The sequence below is a fragment of the Achromobacter piechaudii NBRC 102461 genome, from assembly GCF_001571245.1.
GTDB classification, from domain to species: Bacteria; Pseudomonadota; Gammaproteobacteria; order Burkholderiales; family Burkholderiaceae_B; genus Achromobacter; species Achromobacter piechaudii.
The window spans coordinates 386861-404124 of the sequence record NZ_BCTK01000005.1 but is presented as its reverse complement, the minus strand read 5'-3'; the positions used below and the strand labels follow the sequence as shown (position 1 = coordinate 404124).

Below are 17264 nucleotides of genomic sequence, written 5' to 3'. Positions count from 1 at the left end.
CCCCGATGTGATGCCGCTTAGTAGATGGGATGGCGCTGGCACAGCGCGTGGACTTCAGCTCGAATGCGTCGTTCGGTGGCTTCGTGTTCGTCGGGGCTGGTGACCAGCATGTCGACGACGTGAACGATCATCTCGCCGACGGCGCGAAATTCCTCTACGCCAAACCCCCGCGAGGTGGCAGCCGGCGTTCCAAGGCGGATGCCGGAAGTCACCGAGGGCTTTTGCGTGTCGTAGGGAATGCCGTTCTTGTTGCAGGTGATGCCGGCGCGTTCCAGCGTGCGCTCGACGTGCGCCCCGGTCAGCCCTTTGGAGCGCAGATCGAGCAGCAGCAGATGGTTGTCGGTACCGCCGGACACCAGATCGATGCCGCCCTCTCGCAGCGCATCGCCCAGCGCATCTGCGTTGGTGAGCACGCGGTCGATGTAGCGCTTGAATTCCGACTGCAGGGCCTCGCCGAAGGCCACTGCCTTGGCCGCGACGACGTGCATCAGCGGGCCGCCCTGCAAGCCGGGAAACACGGCGGAATTGATCTTCTTGGCGATGGCGCCGTCGTTGGTCAGGATGAAGCCGCCGCGCGGACCGCGCAGGGTCTTGTGCGTGGTCGACGTCACCACGTGGGCGTGCGGCACCGGGCTGGGATGCCTGCCCGCCGCCACCAGCCCGGCGATGTGGGCCATGTCTACCATGAGCATGGCGCCGGCCTCGTCGGCGATCTGGCGAAAGCGGGCGAAGTCCGGCTGCCGGGGGTAAGCCGAAAAGCCCGCGATGATGAGTTTGGGCCGATGCTCCAGCGCCAGGCGACGGACTTCGTCGTAGTCGATCAGACAGTCTTCGCGGCGCACGCCGTACTGCACGGAGTTGAACCACCGGCCCGACATCGCCGGCCGCGCGCCGTGGGTCAAGTGACCACCGGCATCGAGCGACATGCCCAGCACGGTGTCGCCAGGCTCAAGCAAGGCCAGCATCACCGCGCCGTTCGCCTGCGCGCCGGAATGGGGCTGGACGTTGGCGTAATCGGCGTGGAACAGTTCGCGCACACGCAGCAGCGCCAGCGACTCGACTTCGTCCACGTGATCGCAACCCCCGTAGTAGCGCCGCCCTACATAGCCTTCTGCGTACTTGTTGGTCAGCACGGAACCCTGCGCCTGCATCACCGCCCGCGACACCAAATTTTCCGACGCGATCAATTCGATCTGCGTCTGTTGGCGGCGCAGCTCGCGGTCCTGCATGGCCATCACGACGGGGTCGCGCTTGTCCAGCGGTGCAGTGAAGAACGGAGACGAGGACTGGAACATGTCGACCTGCCTGAGTGAGCAATGACGTTCGGGAATCCGGCGTGAGCGGGGCTGTGAAGCATTCTTTCCCAAAGGTCTCAGGCGCTGTTAGCTGAACCGGACCAGATCTTGTCCGATTGCGACAGGCGCATCCTACTGGCCAGCATGCGGCCTGTATCGATGCTGGGCAATTTTCGTATTCTTCCTAAGGGCAGACGCGCGTGGCTGGCCTACGATGCAACGGTCAATTGCCGGAAGGTTCCCGCCGGCATTCAGTCCGTGTATCCCTACCAAGGAGCCTCGCCATGACTGCCCGTCTGCCCAGCCGTGATCAGCATCTGCGCCACTTCGGCTTTCTGCCCTTGCCGCAGTTCACGATGCTGTCGTTCACGACCGCGATTGAAGTGCTGCGCATGGCTAATCACCTGTTGGGCCGACCGTATTACCGCTGGTCGGTTGTCGCGCCCAAAGGTGGGCCGATCACCGCCAGCAACGGGCTGCAAGTGCAGGCCACCGAGCTTGACGAAGACGCGCCTCCCGACGCCGTGTTTGTATGTGGCGGCAAGCGCAGCAATATGGATTGCGACCCCGTCACCGTGGAATGGCTGCGGCGGCTGGCCGCGCGCGATCTGACGCTGGGCAGCCTGTGCACCGGCGCGTACATGCTCATGCAGGCCGGCCTGCTGGATGGCTATACCTGCGCGATGCATTGGGAAGATCTGGTGGCGTTGCAGCGGCAGTTTCCGCATAGCCGGCTGTCGCACGATCTGTTCGTGATCGATCGGGATCGCATCACGTGCACGGGTGGCACCGCGCCGCTGGACATGATGCTGAATCTGGTGGGCGCGTCCGTCGGCCCCGCCATCGTTGCCTTGATCGCCAACCAGTTCACGATTGGGCATGTGCGCGATCACAAGGACAAGCAACGCATGCCGACGTCGATCCGCATGCCTGCGTCGCATCCTGCGCTGGCCGAGGTGATTGCGCTGATGGAGGTCAACCTGAAAGAGCCGCTGTCGCTCGATGAGCTTGCGCAGTTGTCGGGCGCCTCGCAGCGGCAGTTGCAACGCCTGTTTCGCGAGCATCTGGGCACCACGCCCAAGCAGCATTATCTGAGCCTGCGTCTGCGCCATGCGCGGGCGCTGTTGCGGCAGACGCCGATGTCGATCACGCACATCACGGCTGCCTGCGGGTTTCAATCGGCTTGTCATTTCAGCAAGACCTATCGCGCGCTTTACGGCGCGGCGCCCAGTTCGGAACGCCGCAATCCCCGGGCCTTCGACCACGACGCCATCAGGCCGGCGTTTGCCGCAGGAATCGCCGCCGAATCGGGCACCGAGGCTTTTTTTCTACGCCCCGACCGCCGCGCTACACAAGCCTGAAATTCTGTGTATAATCGCTGTCTTTGGTGGACACGGCCTTCAAGAAAACTTCTTGAATCTCACCAAAACCGGCAGTTGTTCCAACAGGAATTTCGGCCGAAGAAAGTAGTGAATAGGTCTTCAAACACGAAGACTTAAACACGCAGCAGTACCCCGCGGGAGTAGCTCAGTTGGTAGAGCGCAACCTTGCCAAGGTTGAGGTCGCGAGTTCGAGACTCGTCTCCCGCTCCAATTTATGATCTACAGACTTCCACTGACGTCTGTAAGTCATTGAAAAGAGGAGCTTCGGCTCCTTTTTTCATTCCAGCGAAAGCCACGGAAGTCCACTGACAGCCACCATTTTTGAGGCCAAAAACAAGGCCAAAGAATGCGGGTCGTGCCGGTTCCGGGTTGTTGCTGGGGTTGGATCGGGATGACAAGCAGCATCGGGCCTAAGTCCAAGACTTAGGAGCTTGATGATGACACTCTCTGATCTGACCGTGCGGCAAGCCAAGGCCGCCGAGAGAACCTACAGCATCCCCGACACCGATGGCCTCGGCCTGGTGGTCGCCCGCACCGGCGGCAAGTCGTGGCATTTGCGCTATTACTGGCTCGGCAAGCAAAAGCGCATCTCCCTGGGGAACTACCCCGAGATCGGTTTGCGCGAAGCGCGCACCTTGCGCGACGAAGCCCGGGCGCTTCTGGCAAAGGGCGTCAACCCCCATACCGATCGGAAACAGAAGCGACACGCGGTCAAGCTTGCGGCCGACTACACCTTCAAGGCCGTCTTCGATGCGTGGGTCGAGCATCGCCGCAAGGAAATCAAGGAGGGCAGGAACAGCACGCTGTCGCAGATCCTGCGGATCTTCAACAAGGACGTGCTGCCTAGCCTCAAGCAGATGTCGATCTACGACATTCGCCGGCCCCAACTCCTGGGCGTCCTGGCGAGGATCGAGGAGCGCAAGGCGTTCACCACTGCCGAGAAGGTCCGCACCTGGCTGGGGCAGTTGTTCCGCTATGCCCTCGTCATCGTGGAGGGGCTGGAAGCCAATCCGGCCTCCGACCTGGACGTGGTGGCCGAACCCAAGCCCCCGGTGAACCACAACCCCTACCTGCATCTTCCGGAGCTCCCCGAGTTCCTGCACAAGCTCAGGCTCTACAACCCTCGTGGTTGGCAGACCCAACTCGGCATCCGGCTGCTGTTCCTGACCGGCGTGCGTACCGGCGAGCTGCGGCTGGCGACCCCGGACCAGTTCGATCTCGACCGTGGCCTGTGGATCATCCCGCCGCAGATCGTCAAGCAACTCCAGGACGAGATGCGCAAGGCCGGCAAGCGCCCGCAGGACGTTCCGCCCTACATCGTGCCGTTGTCCGTGCAGGCCATCGAGATCGTGCGCTACCTGTTGGGTGTGATGAGGCCGGCTCAGGTCCATCTGCTCACGCACCGCAGCGAACTCAAGAAGCGCATCAGCGAGAACACCCTCAACGCGGCCTTGAAACGAATGGGCTACGAGGATCAACTGACCGGTCACGGCATCCGCGGAACCATCTCGACGGCGCTCAACGAGATCGGCTATCCCAAGATTTGGGTGGACGCGCAGCTTTCGCACTCGGACCCGAACAAGGTGAGTTCGGCCTACAACCACGCCAAGTATGTTGAGCCGCGCCGCCGGATGATGCAGGACTGGGCGGATCGTCTCGATCTGCTCGAACAGGGCCAAGTGGAAGCGGCCAGCGCGCACCTCACGATCCATATCGAGGGCGTGCCGGCCATGGCAGAGGAGGACAAGCCCAACACCATCGTCGCTGCTGCTTCTGCGGCATCCGTTCCGCCTGTGGTGGCCGAACCCATCGTCGTGACGCCAAACGACGGGGGAATCACCTTCCAGCGACTGTCGCAGGTACCACCGCCCCCGACGCATGCGCCAGAGCCGGAGGTGTCAGTCATCCAGCGCGAGCGCGAGGAAATGCTGGCCATCTACGAATCGCCGAGCAGTCTGCCGGTCCCGCTGTTCGGCAAGTTGGCCGGGAAGTCCAAGGACCAGATCAACCGCGAGCTGAAGGCGGGCAAGCTGCTGTCTATCAGCTTGGGCAACCGCGGGCAACGCGTGCCCGACTGGCAGCTGGTACCCCTCAAGCACAAGCTGGCACAGGTGCTCATGAACCAGTGCCCGCATGCGGATCCGTGGGACCTGTACCGGATGCTGACCCGCCCACATCCGGACCTGGGTGATCGCGCAGCCATCGACATCGTGACACCAGGAAATTTGGGCATGGTCGTGCGGGTCATCGCGGGCACCCAGCAGCAGCCAAACAGGCCCGGCCTGACTCGTCTGTGCAAGGTATTCCAGAGGAGACTCGCCAGCGCATTCAACGGTTGCTAAATGATGCGGCAATGCTCGAAAGTGCCTGACGCTGGCCGACGGCCAAAGATGGATGCTTTGGCCGTCGGAATTGAGCTACAGGATGCGGGCCTTTGCAGTCCACAGCGCATACGGCGCGGCGCGATGAGGCGTGCGGCCATCCTGAAGGCCACAGACTTCTGAGCGGCTACAACCGGACTGAGTCAGCCCCTACGTCGTCCCAGAATGTAGTGGTCGTATTAGTGAGCGCGCCGCAGTAATTAGCGAGATGTAATGGGGTCGTCATCTCACTGAAATGTCTGAATTCCTAGGATTAAATCTCCTACTGAGGGAGATTTAAAAAATGAAGTTATTCAGACATTACATCATCGCACTAGCAATTATCGCTCCTGCTCCCGCCTTTGCTGACGGCTCGACGGATCGACTGTATGGTGAAACGCTGCAAGCAAATGAAGCTTCCACACGTGCATATGCCTTGAACGCAGGAAAGAATCCTGCCTCCCGTCGTCCATTATCGCTACGGAATGACGCTTGATATCGCTAAGGTCATCGGGCTCACGCCCACCTATGGAAAGTGCGGAATAATTCCGGCGCAGATGTCTTATGTGGAATCGAAAGGAGAAATCAACATACTCGAATATCGCGCTTCGGGGAGCGACTGTCGAAACGAGAACTGACTGTACGAGATGCGATTTACAGTATTCAACTTGCCCTAGCAGGCTGCTGAAGAACCATCTGATGTGCGGAGCGGTAAGGCCGTTATTCCGTTCCGAGTGATTGCAATGGCCACAGATTGGGCATGAAGGTGCCGATTCAGGGCCTTGAGCGCCGGTTTCAACACGATTCCCGCCCTTTTCATGCCCTTATCCCGCCCTGCAGGCACAACTGTCCCAAGGTGCGCATGCGCACCAGGTTGTAGGCGGTCATGTTCAACATGAACATCTGATCCACCTTGGCCAGGCCCCGCACCATCACCTGCCGGATGTTGCCGATCAGCTTGGCCCAGCCAAAGCCCTGCTCGATCAGCTTCCGCTTGGTCTGCGAGATCGCGTAACCGGCGCTCGTGGCGATGGCATCAGGCACCGCCGAGCGGCGGTTGCTGGTGTTCTGCGCAATGTGCGCAGCAACCCCGATCTCCTGCAAAGCCTCGACGAACTCGGCTGCGTCGTAGCCCTTGTCCGCACCCAGCGTCAGCGCACCGTCGGGGTTGGCCTGGCGTGCATCGCCGATCATCGCCTTGGCCGCTTCACGCTCGGCGTAGCCGTCGGCATGAGTCACCCGCGCATTAGCGATCAGGCCGTGCCGGTTGTCTGCCAGCGTGTGGCCCATGTAGCGCAGTTCGCTCGCCGTCTTGCCCTTGCGGTACAACCGTGCATCTGGATCGGTCGTGGAGGCATGCGTGTCGTTGCCCCGTGACTTGCCCCGGAAGTCCGTCCCGTCGCCATCCTCACCGCCGTCCTTGCGCACGAAGCTCTTGTGACCGGCCCAAGCCTGGATCAGCGTCCCGTCCACGCTGAAGTGCTCGCCCGACAGCCAGCCACGGGCGTCGGCCATCGCCACGATCTCGTTGAACAAGGCCACCACCACGTCATGCTCGATCAGCCGTTCGCGGTTCTTGGTGAACACTGTCGGCACCCACACCGCATCGTCCATCGACAGCCCGATGAACCAGCGAAACAGCAGGTTGTACTGCACCTGCTCCATCAGCTGCCGCTCCGATCGGATGCTGTAGAACACCTGCAGCAGCATCGCCCGCGCCAGCTTCTCCGGCGCGATGCTCGGGCGGCCTCCCTTGTAGCTCGGCTCGTACATCCGCTCGAACAGCCCGTCCAGGCGCCGCAGCGCCTCGTTGACCATCTCCCGCACCGGACGCAACGGATGGCTGGCTGGGATGAACTCCTCCAGCCGCTTGACCGTGAATAACTGCTCGCTGAAGACGTCTACACCGCGCATGGCATTGAATGAAGTGACTATCCCAATAGTCTACGGATAGAGAGGTTCTTCAGCAGCCTGCTAGGTGTGATGTTTCAATAGGTTATTCACTTGGGGTGCCGATAGGCCGCACCGGAGACGGCAGGGCCTCGGTTATGAGACCCTGCCGCGTTGCAACGTTAGCGCGGCTTACGCATCAGCAGATAGGCAGCCGGAATCACGAACAGCGACAGCAACGGTGCGGTCACCATCCCGCCGAGCATCGGAGCTGCTATGCGGCTCATGACTTCAGAGCCCGTGCCGCTGCTCCAAACAATGGGTACCAGGCCCGCCAGGATGACCGCAACGGTCATCGCTTTTGGGCGCACGCGCAGCACCGCCCCTTCCCGGATCGCATCTAGCAGTTCTTCTCGCGTTGGGTTGCGCCCATCGGGGCAACGTTCCGCCAAGGCCTGCTTCAAATAGATGAGCATCACCACGCCGAACTCCGCCGCCACACCTGCCAGCGCAATGAATCCCACGCCGGTGGCGATGGACAGGTTGTAATTCAGCAGGTACAGGAACCAGATGCCCCCCGTGAGCGCGAAGGGCAAGGTCGCCATGATCAAGCCCGCTTCGTCCACACGCGCGAAGGTCAGGTACAACAGAACGAAGATGATCAACAGGGTGGCAGGCACCACAACCTTCAGGCGTGCATTGGCCCGCTCCATGTATTCGAACTGCCCGGAGTAGGTGATGCTCACACCCGGCTCCAGCTTGACCTGCTGCCCGATGGCATCGCGCAGTTCGTTGGCCACCGAGGCTAGATCACGGCCGCGCACATCGACATAGACCCAACCGGAGGGCCGTGCGTTCTCGCTCTTGAGCATGGGCGGTCCATCGGTGATCGCGATGCGTGCCACGGTCCCCAACGTGATCTGCTGACCCATCGGCGTGAAGATGGGTAGTTCTGCCAGCCGTTGTGGTGAATCACGCCATTCTCGCGCGTAGCGCAGATTGATCGGAAAGCGGGCAAGCCCCTCGACCGTTTCCGAGACGTTTTCGCCACCCACCGCGCCGGCGATGACCGCCTGGACATCGGCGATGTTCAGGCCGTAGCGACCGGCGGCTACGCGGTCGATCTGAACATCCACGTAGCGCCCGCCCGTCAAGCGCTCCGCGAGTGACGACGTCACGCCGGGAATGCCCTTGGCGACCTGCTCGACCTCTGCAGCGATGCGATCGATCACGCCCAGGTCGTTGCCGGTCACCTTCACCCCGATCGGGCTCTTGATGCCGGTAGCCAGCATATCGATGCGATTGCGGATAGGGGGAATCCAGATATTGGACAGGCCCGGGATCTTCACGGCACGATCCAGCTCTTCCACGAGCTTCTCGGGCGTCATGCCTGGACGCCATTGTTCCCTGGGCTTGAGCTTAACCGTGGTCTCGAACATCTCCAGGGGCGCCGGATCGGTCGCAGTTTCGGCCCGTCCTGCCTTGCCGAACACCTTGTCCACTTCAGGTACGGTCTTGATCATGCGGTTGCTCAGCTGCAGCAACTCCGTGGCGCGCTGCGCCGAGAGTCCCGGCAGGGCCGAGGGCATGTAGAGCAGGTCCCCTTCGTCCAACCTCGGCAGAAACTCACCGCCGAGCCGCGCCAAGGGCCAGGCCGTGGTCGCCAAGGCCAGCACGGCGATCAGCAGCGTCGCCTTGGGCCGGCGCAGTACCCACTCCAGTGCTGGCCGGTAGGCTGCAATCAGGATGCGGGTGATGGGGTTCTTCTGCTCATCCGGGATACGCCCGCGAATCCAGTAGCCCATGAGTACGGGAATCAGCGTCACTGACAGCCCTGCGGCCGCGGCCATCGCGTAGGTCTTGGTGAACGCCAGCGGGCCGAACAGCCGGCCTTCCTGCGCTTCTAGGGTGAAGACCGGGATGAACGAGAGCGTGATGATGAGCAGCGAGAAGAAGAGCGCAGGACCGACTTCCTCCGCGGCCTGTGTGATCACGTCCCACCGTTCCTTGCCCTGCAGCCGTTGATCTGGGTGCGCGTGCTGCCAAGCCTCCAGCTTCTTGTGGGCGTTCTCGATCATCACCACCGCTGCATCCACCATCGCCCCCACGGCGATGGCAATCCCCCCCAGCGACATGATGTTGGCGTTGATGCCCTGGTAGCGCATGACCAAGAACGCCGTCATCACGCCCAGAGGTAGCGAGATGATGGCCACCAGCGCAGAACGAAGATGCCAAAGGAACAGTGCGCAGACCAGCGCCACCACCAGAAACTCTTCGCCTAGCTTGGTCGTGAGATTGCGAATGGCCCGCTCGATCAGCGCGCTGCGGTCGTAGGTGGTGACGATCTCGACGCCCGGCGGCAGGCTGCCCTGCAGCTCCGCGAGCTTGGCCTTGACGGCAGCGATCGTCTCCTGGGCATTCTTGCCGGAGCGCAGCACCACCACGCCGCCGGCGACCTCGCCTTCTCCGTCGAGTTCGGCAATGCCACGCCGCATCTCCGGGCCTATCTGGAGCGTCGCAACATCCCCCAGCCGCACCGGCACACCGCCGCGTGCCGTCAAGGGGATCTCCCGGAACTCGTCCAGGGTCTTGAGGTAGCCGCTCGCGCGGACCATGTACTCCGCGCCTGACAATTCCAGGACGGAGCCGCCGGTCTCCTGGTTGGCCCCCATCAGGGCATCGCGGACTTGAGCCTGACTGAGGCCATAGGACGCCAACTTGATCGGGTCGAGCACGACCTGGTACTGCTTGACCATGCCCCCCACCGATGCCACCTCGGCCACGTTGGGCAGGCTCTTGAGTTCGAACTTCAGGAACCAGTCCTGCAACGCACGCAGTTGCGCCAGATCGTTCTTGCCCGTGCGATCCACGAGCGCGTACTGGAAGATCCAGCCGACGCCTGTGGCGTCCGGACCCAGGGCCGGCTTCGCCGTGGCGGGCAATCGGCCCTGGACCTGGTTCAGGTATTCCAGTACCCGTGAGCGGGCCCAGTACAGGTCGGTTCCGTCCTCGAACAAGACATAGACGAACGAGTCGCCAAAGAACGAGAAGCCGCGCACGGTCTTGGCCCCTGGCACCGACAGCATGGTGGTGGCCAACGGGTAGGTGACCTGGTTCTCGACGATCTGCGGCGCCTGTCCTGGGTAGTTGGTGCGAATGATGACCTGCACGTCTGACAAGTCCGGCAGCGCATCCACGGGCGTGCTGCGAACGCCCCACACGCCCCATGCCGTGAGCATGGCGGTGGCCAGCAGCACCAGGAAGCGATTGGCCACCGACCATCGAATCAGCTTGGCGATCATGGCTGCACCTTTTCGATGGCGGTGATCACGTAGCCCTCACCTTGCTTGGAGAAGGTGAATCGCACCTGCTGCCGAACCGAAAGACCCGCGGCGAGCTGCGGGCTGCTCAGCTTGAAGCCCATGGTCATGGCCGGCCATTGGAGGGCTGGCACGGCCTCGTGCGCCAGCGTCAGCTCGGTGGGCGACATCTCCTCGATCACGCCGCGCACCACGAAAGCGTTGGTGGCCGCGGCCGTTGGCGACGAGGTGCCGTGCCCGTTGTGCGGCGATGCAGGCGCGGACGCCGCGGCACCTGCAGGCAGCACGCCCCGCAGGCTGGCTTCCGAATCGATCAGGAACTGCGCCGAGGCCACCACCTGCTGTCCCGCCGCGAGCCCGCCGTTGACCACCAGTTGATCGCCTACCTCCGCGCCCACCTGGACCTCCACGGGATGGAACTTGCCGGGTCCATCGACCACATAGGCCAGTGCGCGCTTGCCGGTGCGGATGACCGCTTCGCTGGGAACAAGCAGCGCGGGCTGTTCGTTGCCTTTGAGCGCGATCTGGCCGGACATGCCGGCCTTCAGGCGCTGGCCGGGATTGGCCATTTCAAGCCGCACTCGCACCGTACGGGTGTCGCGGTTGGCTTCGGGCAGGATGCTCACGATGCGCGCCTGGAGCACTTCACCGGGAAACGCCGCCAGCCGGACCTGCGCCGTTTGGCCGACCTGCAATGGTCCGCTTTGTGCTTCGGGGACGGCCGCTTCGATCCACACCGAGGCCAAGCCATTCACCCTGGCCAGGCTTTCCCCGGCGGAAACCGTCATGCCCTGGCGCACCATCAGTTCGGCCACCAAGCCGCCTTGAGGTGTTGTGACCGTGTACAGCCCCTTGGGCTCGCCTGTGCGCTCCACCTGGGCGATCAGGGCTTGCGGCATGCCGAGCAGCAGCAGCCGTTGGCGGGCAGCTGCGGTCAACGGTGCGTCGCCCATCGCGCGAACCGAGAGAAACTCGCGCTGTGCGGCGATCCACTCCGGCAGCAATAGGTCAGCCAGCGGTGCCCCTGCTGCGATCACGTCGCCCGCAGCCCGTGCGTAGACACGCTCGACGAAGCCGGCGGTCCGCGCCTGCACGATGCTGACGTCGCGGTCGTTGAGCAGCACGGTGCCCACGACGTTCACATCTGCGCCGATCTTGCCTTGCAGGACTTCGGCTGTACGCAGCCCTAGGGCTTGCACCGCTTGCGCCGACACGCTGAGGCCCGTGCTGTCTTGCGTGTCTTCATCCGCGTACTTCGGCATCAACGGCATGTCCATGTAGGGCGACTTGCCGGGCTTGTCGAACTTCTGGGTCGGCACCATCGGGTCGTACCAATACAGCACCTTCCGCTCGGTCGGAGCGCTTGCAACGGTGACGTTGGCAGCGGGGGAGCCGCTGAGGTGGCCGGCGCGCCATTGGGCGACGCCCCATCCAACGGCAATACCGGCAGCAACCAGCGTCAAGCCGGCAAGGATGTTTCTCGAAGAGGTATTCATGGCGAGGGTCTCCACTCAGTCCGCGATCAGGCTGTTCAGTCGGGCGACGAGGCTGTCGCGCTGCGCTCCAAGGTCGATCAGACGCATGCGCGTCTCCAGCACCTGGGCGCGTGCACTGAGCACAGCGCTCAGGTCCCCCTTGGCGGATCGGTAGTTGCTCAATGCAAGTGCCGCTCGGTTCCGTACCAGTTGCAAGCCGGCGGTCTGCAGGCGGTCGATCTGGCTGTTCAACGCTTGGAGTTCGGCGGCGCTGTCGTCCAGCTCCTGCAAATGCCGCCGCGCCACGTCTTCGCGTTCGGCGTCCAGACGTTCCAACTCGTGCCGTTTTGCCTCGATCATGGGCACTTGGCGTCGATCCTTCTGCCAAGGCAGATCGAATGTCACCTGAAATGACACCATGTCGCCCCATCGGCGATCACGCCGGCTATAGGCTATCTCCCAGGCCCAATCGCCGCGGGTCTCTGATTGGGCTTCGCGGGACTCGGCCCGGGCCATGCTTTGCATCGCCGGATAGAGTTCAAGCTCCGCGTGATTCGCCAGTTCTGTGCGCAGTTGCGCGACGGGGCGAGTGAGCGGGCCTGGATCGCCTTGCAGTGCTTCGTCGGCCCTGGAGCCCACCCAGCGCCGCAACGCGGCCCTGGCCTTGGCCCGGTCCCGCTGTAGATCGTCACGGCGGTCCGTGAGTGTCAGCGCCTCCTGTTGCGCGACCAACAGATCGCCAGCCTGGGCGGTGCCGCCGGCGACGCGAGCGGGGAGACTGTCTTGCAGGCGCTGGTTCTCCGCGAGCAGTTCCGTCAGCAGTATCTCCCGTTGCTCCACCGCCTGCGCGGCGATCCACGCCAGGCTGAGTTCCTGGCGGATCTGCAATCGCTGCAAAACCAGCGCCGCGCGTTCTCGATCCACACGCGCCTGCGCGCTGGCGACCTGGGCGTCGCGCTTGGCCCTGTTGGGCACTTCCTGCATGAGCGCCAAGCGCTGCATCGTCATGGATTCGCGCGTCATGCTCCAGCGATCCATGCCGCTGATGGGGTAGTTTTCGATGCCGAGCGAGAGCTTGGGGTCGGGCAGCGAGCCTGCTGCCTTCTGCACGGATTCGGCGACGTTAACCTGCAACTGCTGCGCGCTTATGCGTGGGCTCTGCTGCTCCGCGATAAGGCGTGCCTCAGCAAAATCGAGGGCGTAGGCTACAGGCGAGACAAGCGCACTGCCCGCCAACGCGATGCTGATAGCTTTCAGACGATGCACTCGCATCGAGGCCGGCGTTGTGCCTCGGCCGTACGCCGACGGGCGCCCCTCGGGGGCGCCAAAAAAGGGAGTAAACATGGTTGTCCTCGGAATTGGTATTCACGAAATCACGTGGTCTGCCGCATCGGTGCGCGGCGAGCACGGACACATAAATCAATTCCGCAGGACTTGGAACGTGAGGTAGATCGGCGGAAAGCCCGCGCGGGGATTGGGAGGAATGTAGGTAACGTGCCGCCTGAGGGCTACCCGGTCGAGAACCAACCCGGGCAGCGAGTTGGCGAGCCACATCACGTGCGCCGCGAGAAACTGAATGTCCAGCCCCTGCCATGAAAGCGCCGACTCCCGATCGCCACTGCAATGAGCGTGGCACAACTGTGGCGCTTCGCTGTCCATGGAATCAGGCATGCCGGTGCAATCCGACATTGGCAACTTGTCAGCCTGCTGCATCGAGATCGTGGCACGCATTTGCGTGGTTTCCACAGATGCCCTCGGGTCTGGCTTGGGACAGACGTACATCGCCATCGCAACCTGCGAGAAAAGCAAGGTTACGACTAGGCCGCTGGTAATCCAGCGGCTCCATCTTGCGAGAAGGCGCCTTAAGCCGATCATGCGGACATACTATTGGAAGTTGTAGGGAGTTGAATTGATCAAGGTCAGTTTCCAGGATGAATTGATGCGTCTGGACGGCGCCTTGGCCCGAACCGGCACCCGCTGCAAATCCACCGGCAAGGGCGGGCACCGCACGTGGTTGTCATGCTTTACGCGCCTCGGCAACTCGCAAGGCTCTAAGCTCAAATCGATCAGCTACAAGATTCGTCTGTCCCGAGAGTCGCTGCAGGTGCGTAATGACCTCGTAGGGGCCATCGGCTATTGGGCGCGTGCAGATTCCGCACTGGCTAGCGGTTTCGATGCGTGATCGCGAGGAAATCCCTACGCCATATCCAGCTGCGACCCAGAGCAATAACATCTCAAAAGAACTGACATGCTGGACATTCGGCCTTTCCGTTGATGACATGGAGGACAGGTACTGGTCCAGCGAAGGAGAATATTCGGCCTTCCATCGAAACACGGAGTGCTCCTTAAGTTCGTCTATTCTGATTGACTGCTGCCGGAGCAGTGGGTATCGCAGCGGCGTGGCAAGAGCTGTCGCCTCGAACCAAATAGAAAGACTCTTCAGCGAAGAATCGCTCACCTGCTTCAGAGAAAGGCCGACGTCGAAGCGCCGTTTGTAGAGGCCCGTAATGAGATCGCTCGCCGTAACCTCATTAAATTCCATAGAAACTTCGGGCTCCTCCGCGCGCTGCAGGGCAAGCAATGCAGCTAGGTACGAAGAGGCCACACCAGGCGCTATGGCGAGCCTGAGCTGTGGGCGTGGGCTGGTGGCGTCGTGCATGAGAGGCCCCAAGAAGCGATAAGACAAGGATGGAAAGTCTTCATGATAGCTAGTTTGAGTTAAACTTAACGTGGTTAAATTGTTTGGACTGTTCGACGCTTCCAAGGATGGAGAAGCGAACTGTCCGACGAGGCCGTCCCCCAGGAACTACCACTTTCGACGCCGAGCCAGCGTTGGCATTCGGAGCGGCCGTTCGTGTCGCCCGCCTGACGCAAGGTGTTGCTCAGGAAGAACTGGCTGCGAAAGCAGGGATCGAGCGATCGCACATGGGCAAAATAGAGCGTGGGGAGCACATGCCCACTCTCGCTCTGATCTTAAGAATCGCCGCCGGACTCAAGCTCAGTGCTGCGGAACTCGTCAGCGCAGCCGAACGCAATCTTCGTGCCGCGGCGCACGATTCAGATAGGCATTGACGCTTTAGTCATCCGGAGGTCCTCGCAGACGTTCGATGAAGCGATCCAGCGAAACCGATGAGTTGCTGCTTTCTGGCCGAAGCAGATAGGTTGTGATTACCGCCGTGTCCTGCGCCAGAGGGCGAATCACCACGTCCGGCCTCTGGCTGATGGGAATCTTGGTCGCCGTCATGAAACCAATCCCATAGCCTGCGCCGACGAGCGTTAGCATCATGTCCAGCGACGACACTTCTTCGACAACGTTGAGTCTGTGTTCCAGAACCTGTAGCAGCCGATTTAGTTCTCGGCAGTAGCCTTCGCAGGCCAGTTTGTCGCACAGAACCAGTGGGTGACCCTGAAGTTCGTTCAGCGGAACTTGCTTGTGCGCAAGAAGCGAGTGCCGCGCTGGCACGGCGATCACAATCGGGTCTCGCCAGATCGGTTCAGCCACGATGCCTTCGCCAACATCCGCCGCGTGTGCAAATCCGATCGTGAAGTCGCCAGACCGTAGGCCCCGTATCTGCTCGGTCAGCGGTACCTCGGAGAGACGTATCTCGACCTCGGGCTCTTCCGCGCGGCAACGAGCTAGGAACGCCGATAGTCGTGGGTCCATCGCACCATCGGAAATTGCAATGCGCAGGCTGCCCCTCAGGCCCGCGGCAATGGCTCTGGCATTCTCACGCGCTTGCTCCAGGACAGTGAAGAGTCGGCGGGTGTCCTGCAAGAATGCCGCCCCCGCCACGGTCAGCCGTGTGCCTCTGCGGTCGCGGTCAAACAGCGTGACCCCAAGCTCATCTTCCAATTCCTTGATCGCGCGAGACAAGGGGGGTTGCTCTATATGCAGCCTCTCGGCCGCCCGCGTGAAATGCAACTCCTCTGCCAAGACGACAAAGCATCGTAGATGACGCAACTCCATAAATCGGGCTCCTCGCAAGTTCTCATTCGCGCCAGATGTCCCGTGGACGAATCACGGTGGACGGGGAGGCTGGATCCATTTCAGGGAAGTTGATGCGCTTGACATCGCAAAAACTGGCACCTTGAGCGCTCGTGGTTGCTCGTGACGCGTCCCAAGCGCGCGCGCGCCCAATCGGGGCGCGCGTCTCTGTCACACTGTGCAGAAGCTTTGATAAGCACCGCACATCCGCGGCGTCATCCGCCGTGCTCTTTTTGTAGCAGCGACCCGAGGCGAGCGACTTCATTGCTGGTGATCGCGATGTTGCGCCCATCCTTCGTCGACACCGAAGCTCCGACATTGAGATAGACGGCGCGCCCGAAGCGGCTTTCCTGTGCCATCTTTCCGTCCTTGAAGATGTACAGCGTTCCCCCGTCAGCCAAGGGAACCATTTCCTTGGCTGCTTGGGCTGCTGCATGACCGGCGAAGGCTGGCACGGAGAGAGCGCTCAACAGGGCGGCAATGACAATTTGCGATTTCATGATCGACTCCTTTGTAAAAACGACGACAACTTGCGCCGCGTCGTTAAATGTAGAAGCAGGCGGTCTACAGAGCGCTTACCCGTGCATTACATTCAGTTCATGTGCTGTCATCTGCCGCCCATGAAGGACTAGGTTCCAGTGGGAGACAAGATGCCAAGCCATGCAACGCTCGCCAGAACCAAAACGGCCAAGGTCGCCTCCGTGAACAGACTCTGCCTAAGCTTGATGACTGCCTGTGCGCGATTGCCTGCCTTCAAAGCTGCCTCCAGGCTCGGGCTCAACCGATACCGATTGGCAGCAGCCAACGCCAGCATGCCTGCGAAAAGCAAGAGCTTTACCATCAGCAGCCGGCCATACAGCGTCGAGATGAGCGGATCAAACGATGGTCCGGCGATCAACAGGTAATTGAGAATTCCACTCACGACGAGTGCAGCCACGATCGCTGTACCTATGCGAGCAAAGCCATTCGACGTCCGACTGAGGACCGCTACCGGGTCTTGCGCGACATCCTGCTTGTGGGATGCCAGCATCAAGAACGCCACCAATGCGCCCACCCAAGCGCCCGCTGCCCAGAGGTGCGTGATATCCGACGCAAGATGGATGTAGCCGCGAACGCCGTCGTCCATCGCGCCGTGGCCTGCCCACGCAAGGGTCGCCAGCGCCACGCCGGTGGAGAGCGCCATCACTGCAAATCGCAAGGTAGCGTTCAATTTCAACATTGCGACGAGCACACACACCAACAGCGCGAGGATGCGAATGCACCAGGCGATGCCCATGTGCGTGCCCGTAATGAGCATGTCGAAGACGTGCGTTGACAGCTCCGCGTAGCTCTGGGCACCGGACATGGCCTTGGCCATGACCGTCATGCCCCACATCGACAGGGCAATGCCGATGGCAGCGGATGCGCCAATGAGGACGCGATAGCGGCGCGAGATCGTCGAGGATCGCTCGTCGTTGCCCAAAGCATAGAGACCGAACATGGCGACGCCAAACGCCGCCGCCAGGTCCAGATACAGCGCCAGGCGCAGGACGATGGTCAACCAATCCCCGGCCATGG

General features: G+C 61.9%; 13 protein-coding genes, 1 tRNA gene and 1 pseudogene. 5 read left to right on the top strand and 10 right to left on the bottom strand.

Annotation, left to right across the window (positions count from 1 at the left end; all coding sequences use genetic code 11):
• Positions 1 to 17 precede the first annotated feature (17 nt).
• A complete protein-coding gene (gene glyA / locus API01S_RS08565) occupies positions 18 to 1295 on the bottom strand; it encodes a serine hydroxymethyltransferase (RefSeq protein ID WP_061304105.1) in 1278 nt (425 codons plus the stop codon).
• A 284-nt stretch (positions 1296 to 1579) separates the two neighbouring features.
• Here glyA and API01S_RS08560 point away from each other — a divergent pair, with 284 nt between their 5' ends.
• The 4 genes and pseudogenes from API01S_RS08560 (at position 1580) to API01S_RS29635 (ending at position 5675) form a co-directional block, all read left to right on the top strand.
• Complete coding sequence (locus API01S_RS08560; protein WP_006217748.1) at positions 1580 to 2656, top strand: GlxA family transcriptional regulator; 1077 nt, start codon at positions 1580 to 1582, stop codon at positions 2654 to 2656.
• A 155-nt stretch (positions 2657 to 2811) separates the two neighbouring features.
• Positions 2812 to 2887 (top strand) — tRNA-Gly (locus API01S_RS08555).
• 227 nt (positions 2888 to 3114) lie between these two features.
• A pseudogene (locus API01S_RS08550) lies at positions 3115 to 5048 on the top strand (tyrosine-type recombinase/integrase).
• Positions 5049 to 5489: 441 nt separating this feature from the next.
• Positions 5490 to 5675: a DUF2790 domain-containing protein gene (locus API01S_RS29635; RefSeq protein WP_367648578.1), complete on the top strand. Its 186-nt coding sequence runs from the start codon at positions 5490 to 5492 to the stop codon at positions 5673 to 5675.
• 178 nt (positions 5676 to 5853) lie between these two features.
• Here API01S_RS29635 and API01S_RS08545 read toward each other — a convergent pair whose 3' ends face one another.
• The 6 genes from API01S_RS08545 to API01S_RS08520 all read right to left on the bottom strand — a co-directional run bounded on the left by API01S_RS08545 (position 5854) and on the right by API01S_RS08520 (position 14381).
• Positions 5854 to 6951 (bottom strand): IS5 family transposase, encoded by a 1098-nt coding sequence (locus API01S_RS08545; protein WP_006226249.1) that lies wholly within the window; start codon positions 6949 to 6951, stop codon positions 5854 to 5856.
• A gap of 158 nt (positions 6952 to 7109) precedes the next feature.
• Positions 7110 to 10229, bottom strand: coding sequence for an efflux RND transporter permease subunit (locus API01S_RS08540; RefSeq protein ID WP_006226248.1), 3120 nt, complete (start codon positions 10227 to 10229; stop codon positions 7110 to 7112).
• Complete coding sequence (locus tag API01S_RS08535; protein ID WP_006226247.1) at positions 10226 to 11743, bottom strand: efflux RND transporter periplasmic adaptor subunit; 1518 nt, start codon at positions 11741 to 11743, stop codon at positions 10226 to 10228. The genes API01S_RS08540 and API01S_RS08535 overlap by 4 nt, the downstream gene beginning before the upstream one ends.
• A gap of 15 nt (positions 11744 to 11758) precedes the next feature.
• Positions 11759 to 12994: a TolC family protein gene (locus API01S_RS08530; RefSeq protein ID WP_003121558.1), complete on the bottom strand. Its 1236-nt coding sequence runs from the start codon at positions 12992 to 12994 to the stop codon at positions 11759 to 11761.
• A 147-nt stretch (positions 12995 to 13141) separates the two neighbouring features.
• Complete coding sequence (locus API01S_RS08525) at positions 13142 to 13453, bottom strand: hypothetical protein (RefSeq protein ID WP_006226245.1); 312 nt, start codon at positions 13451 to 13453, stop codon at positions 13142 to 13144.
• Positions 13454 to 13739: 286 nt separating this feature from the next.
• The gene (locus API01S_RS08520) at positions 13740 to 14381 is read right to left on the bottom strand and encodes a LysR substrate-binding domain-containing protein (protein WP_023657317.1); all 642 of its coding nucleotides are present in this window, start codon (positions 14379 to 14381) and stop codon (positions 13740 to 13742) included.
• A 107-nt stretch (positions 14382 to 14488) separates the two neighbouring features.
• On the opposite strand from API01S_RS08520, the gene API01S_RS28765 reads away from it, so the two are divergent.
• Positions 14489 to 14794, top strand: a complete 306-nt coding sequence (locus API01S_RS28765; protein WP_003097526.1) for a helix-turn-helix domain-containing protein — start codon at positions 14489 to 14491, stop codon at positions 14792 to 14794.
• A gap of 4 nt (positions 14795 to 14798) precedes the next feature.
• Here the strand turns inward: API01S_RS28765 and API01S_RS08515 are convergent, their stop codons facing one another.
• The 3 genes from API01S_RS08515 to copD all read right to left on the bottom strand — a co-directional run bounded on the left by API01S_RS08515 (position 14799) and on the right by copD (position 17262).
• Positions 14799 to 15689, bottom strand: coding sequence for a LysR family transcriptional regulator (locus API01S_RS08515; protein ID WP_003097524.1), 891 nt, complete (start codon positions 15687 to 15689; stop codon positions 14799 to 14801).
• A 233-nt stretch (positions 15690 to 15922) separates the two neighbouring features.
• Positions 15923 to 16207: a CopK family periplasmic copper-binding protein gene (locus API01S_RS08510; protein WP_003090336.1), complete on the bottom strand. Its 285-nt coding sequence runs from the start codon at positions 16205 to 16207 to the stop codon at positions 15923 to 15925.
• 128 nt (positions 16208 to 16335) lie between these two features.
• Positions 16336 to 17262, bottom strand: coding sequence for a copper homeostasis membrane protein CopD (gene copD / locus API01S_RS08505; RefSeq protein ID WP_003097522.1), 927 nt, complete (start codon positions 17260 to 17262; stop codon positions 16336 to 16338).
• Between the last annotated feature and the right edge of the window lie 2 nt (positions 17263 to 17264).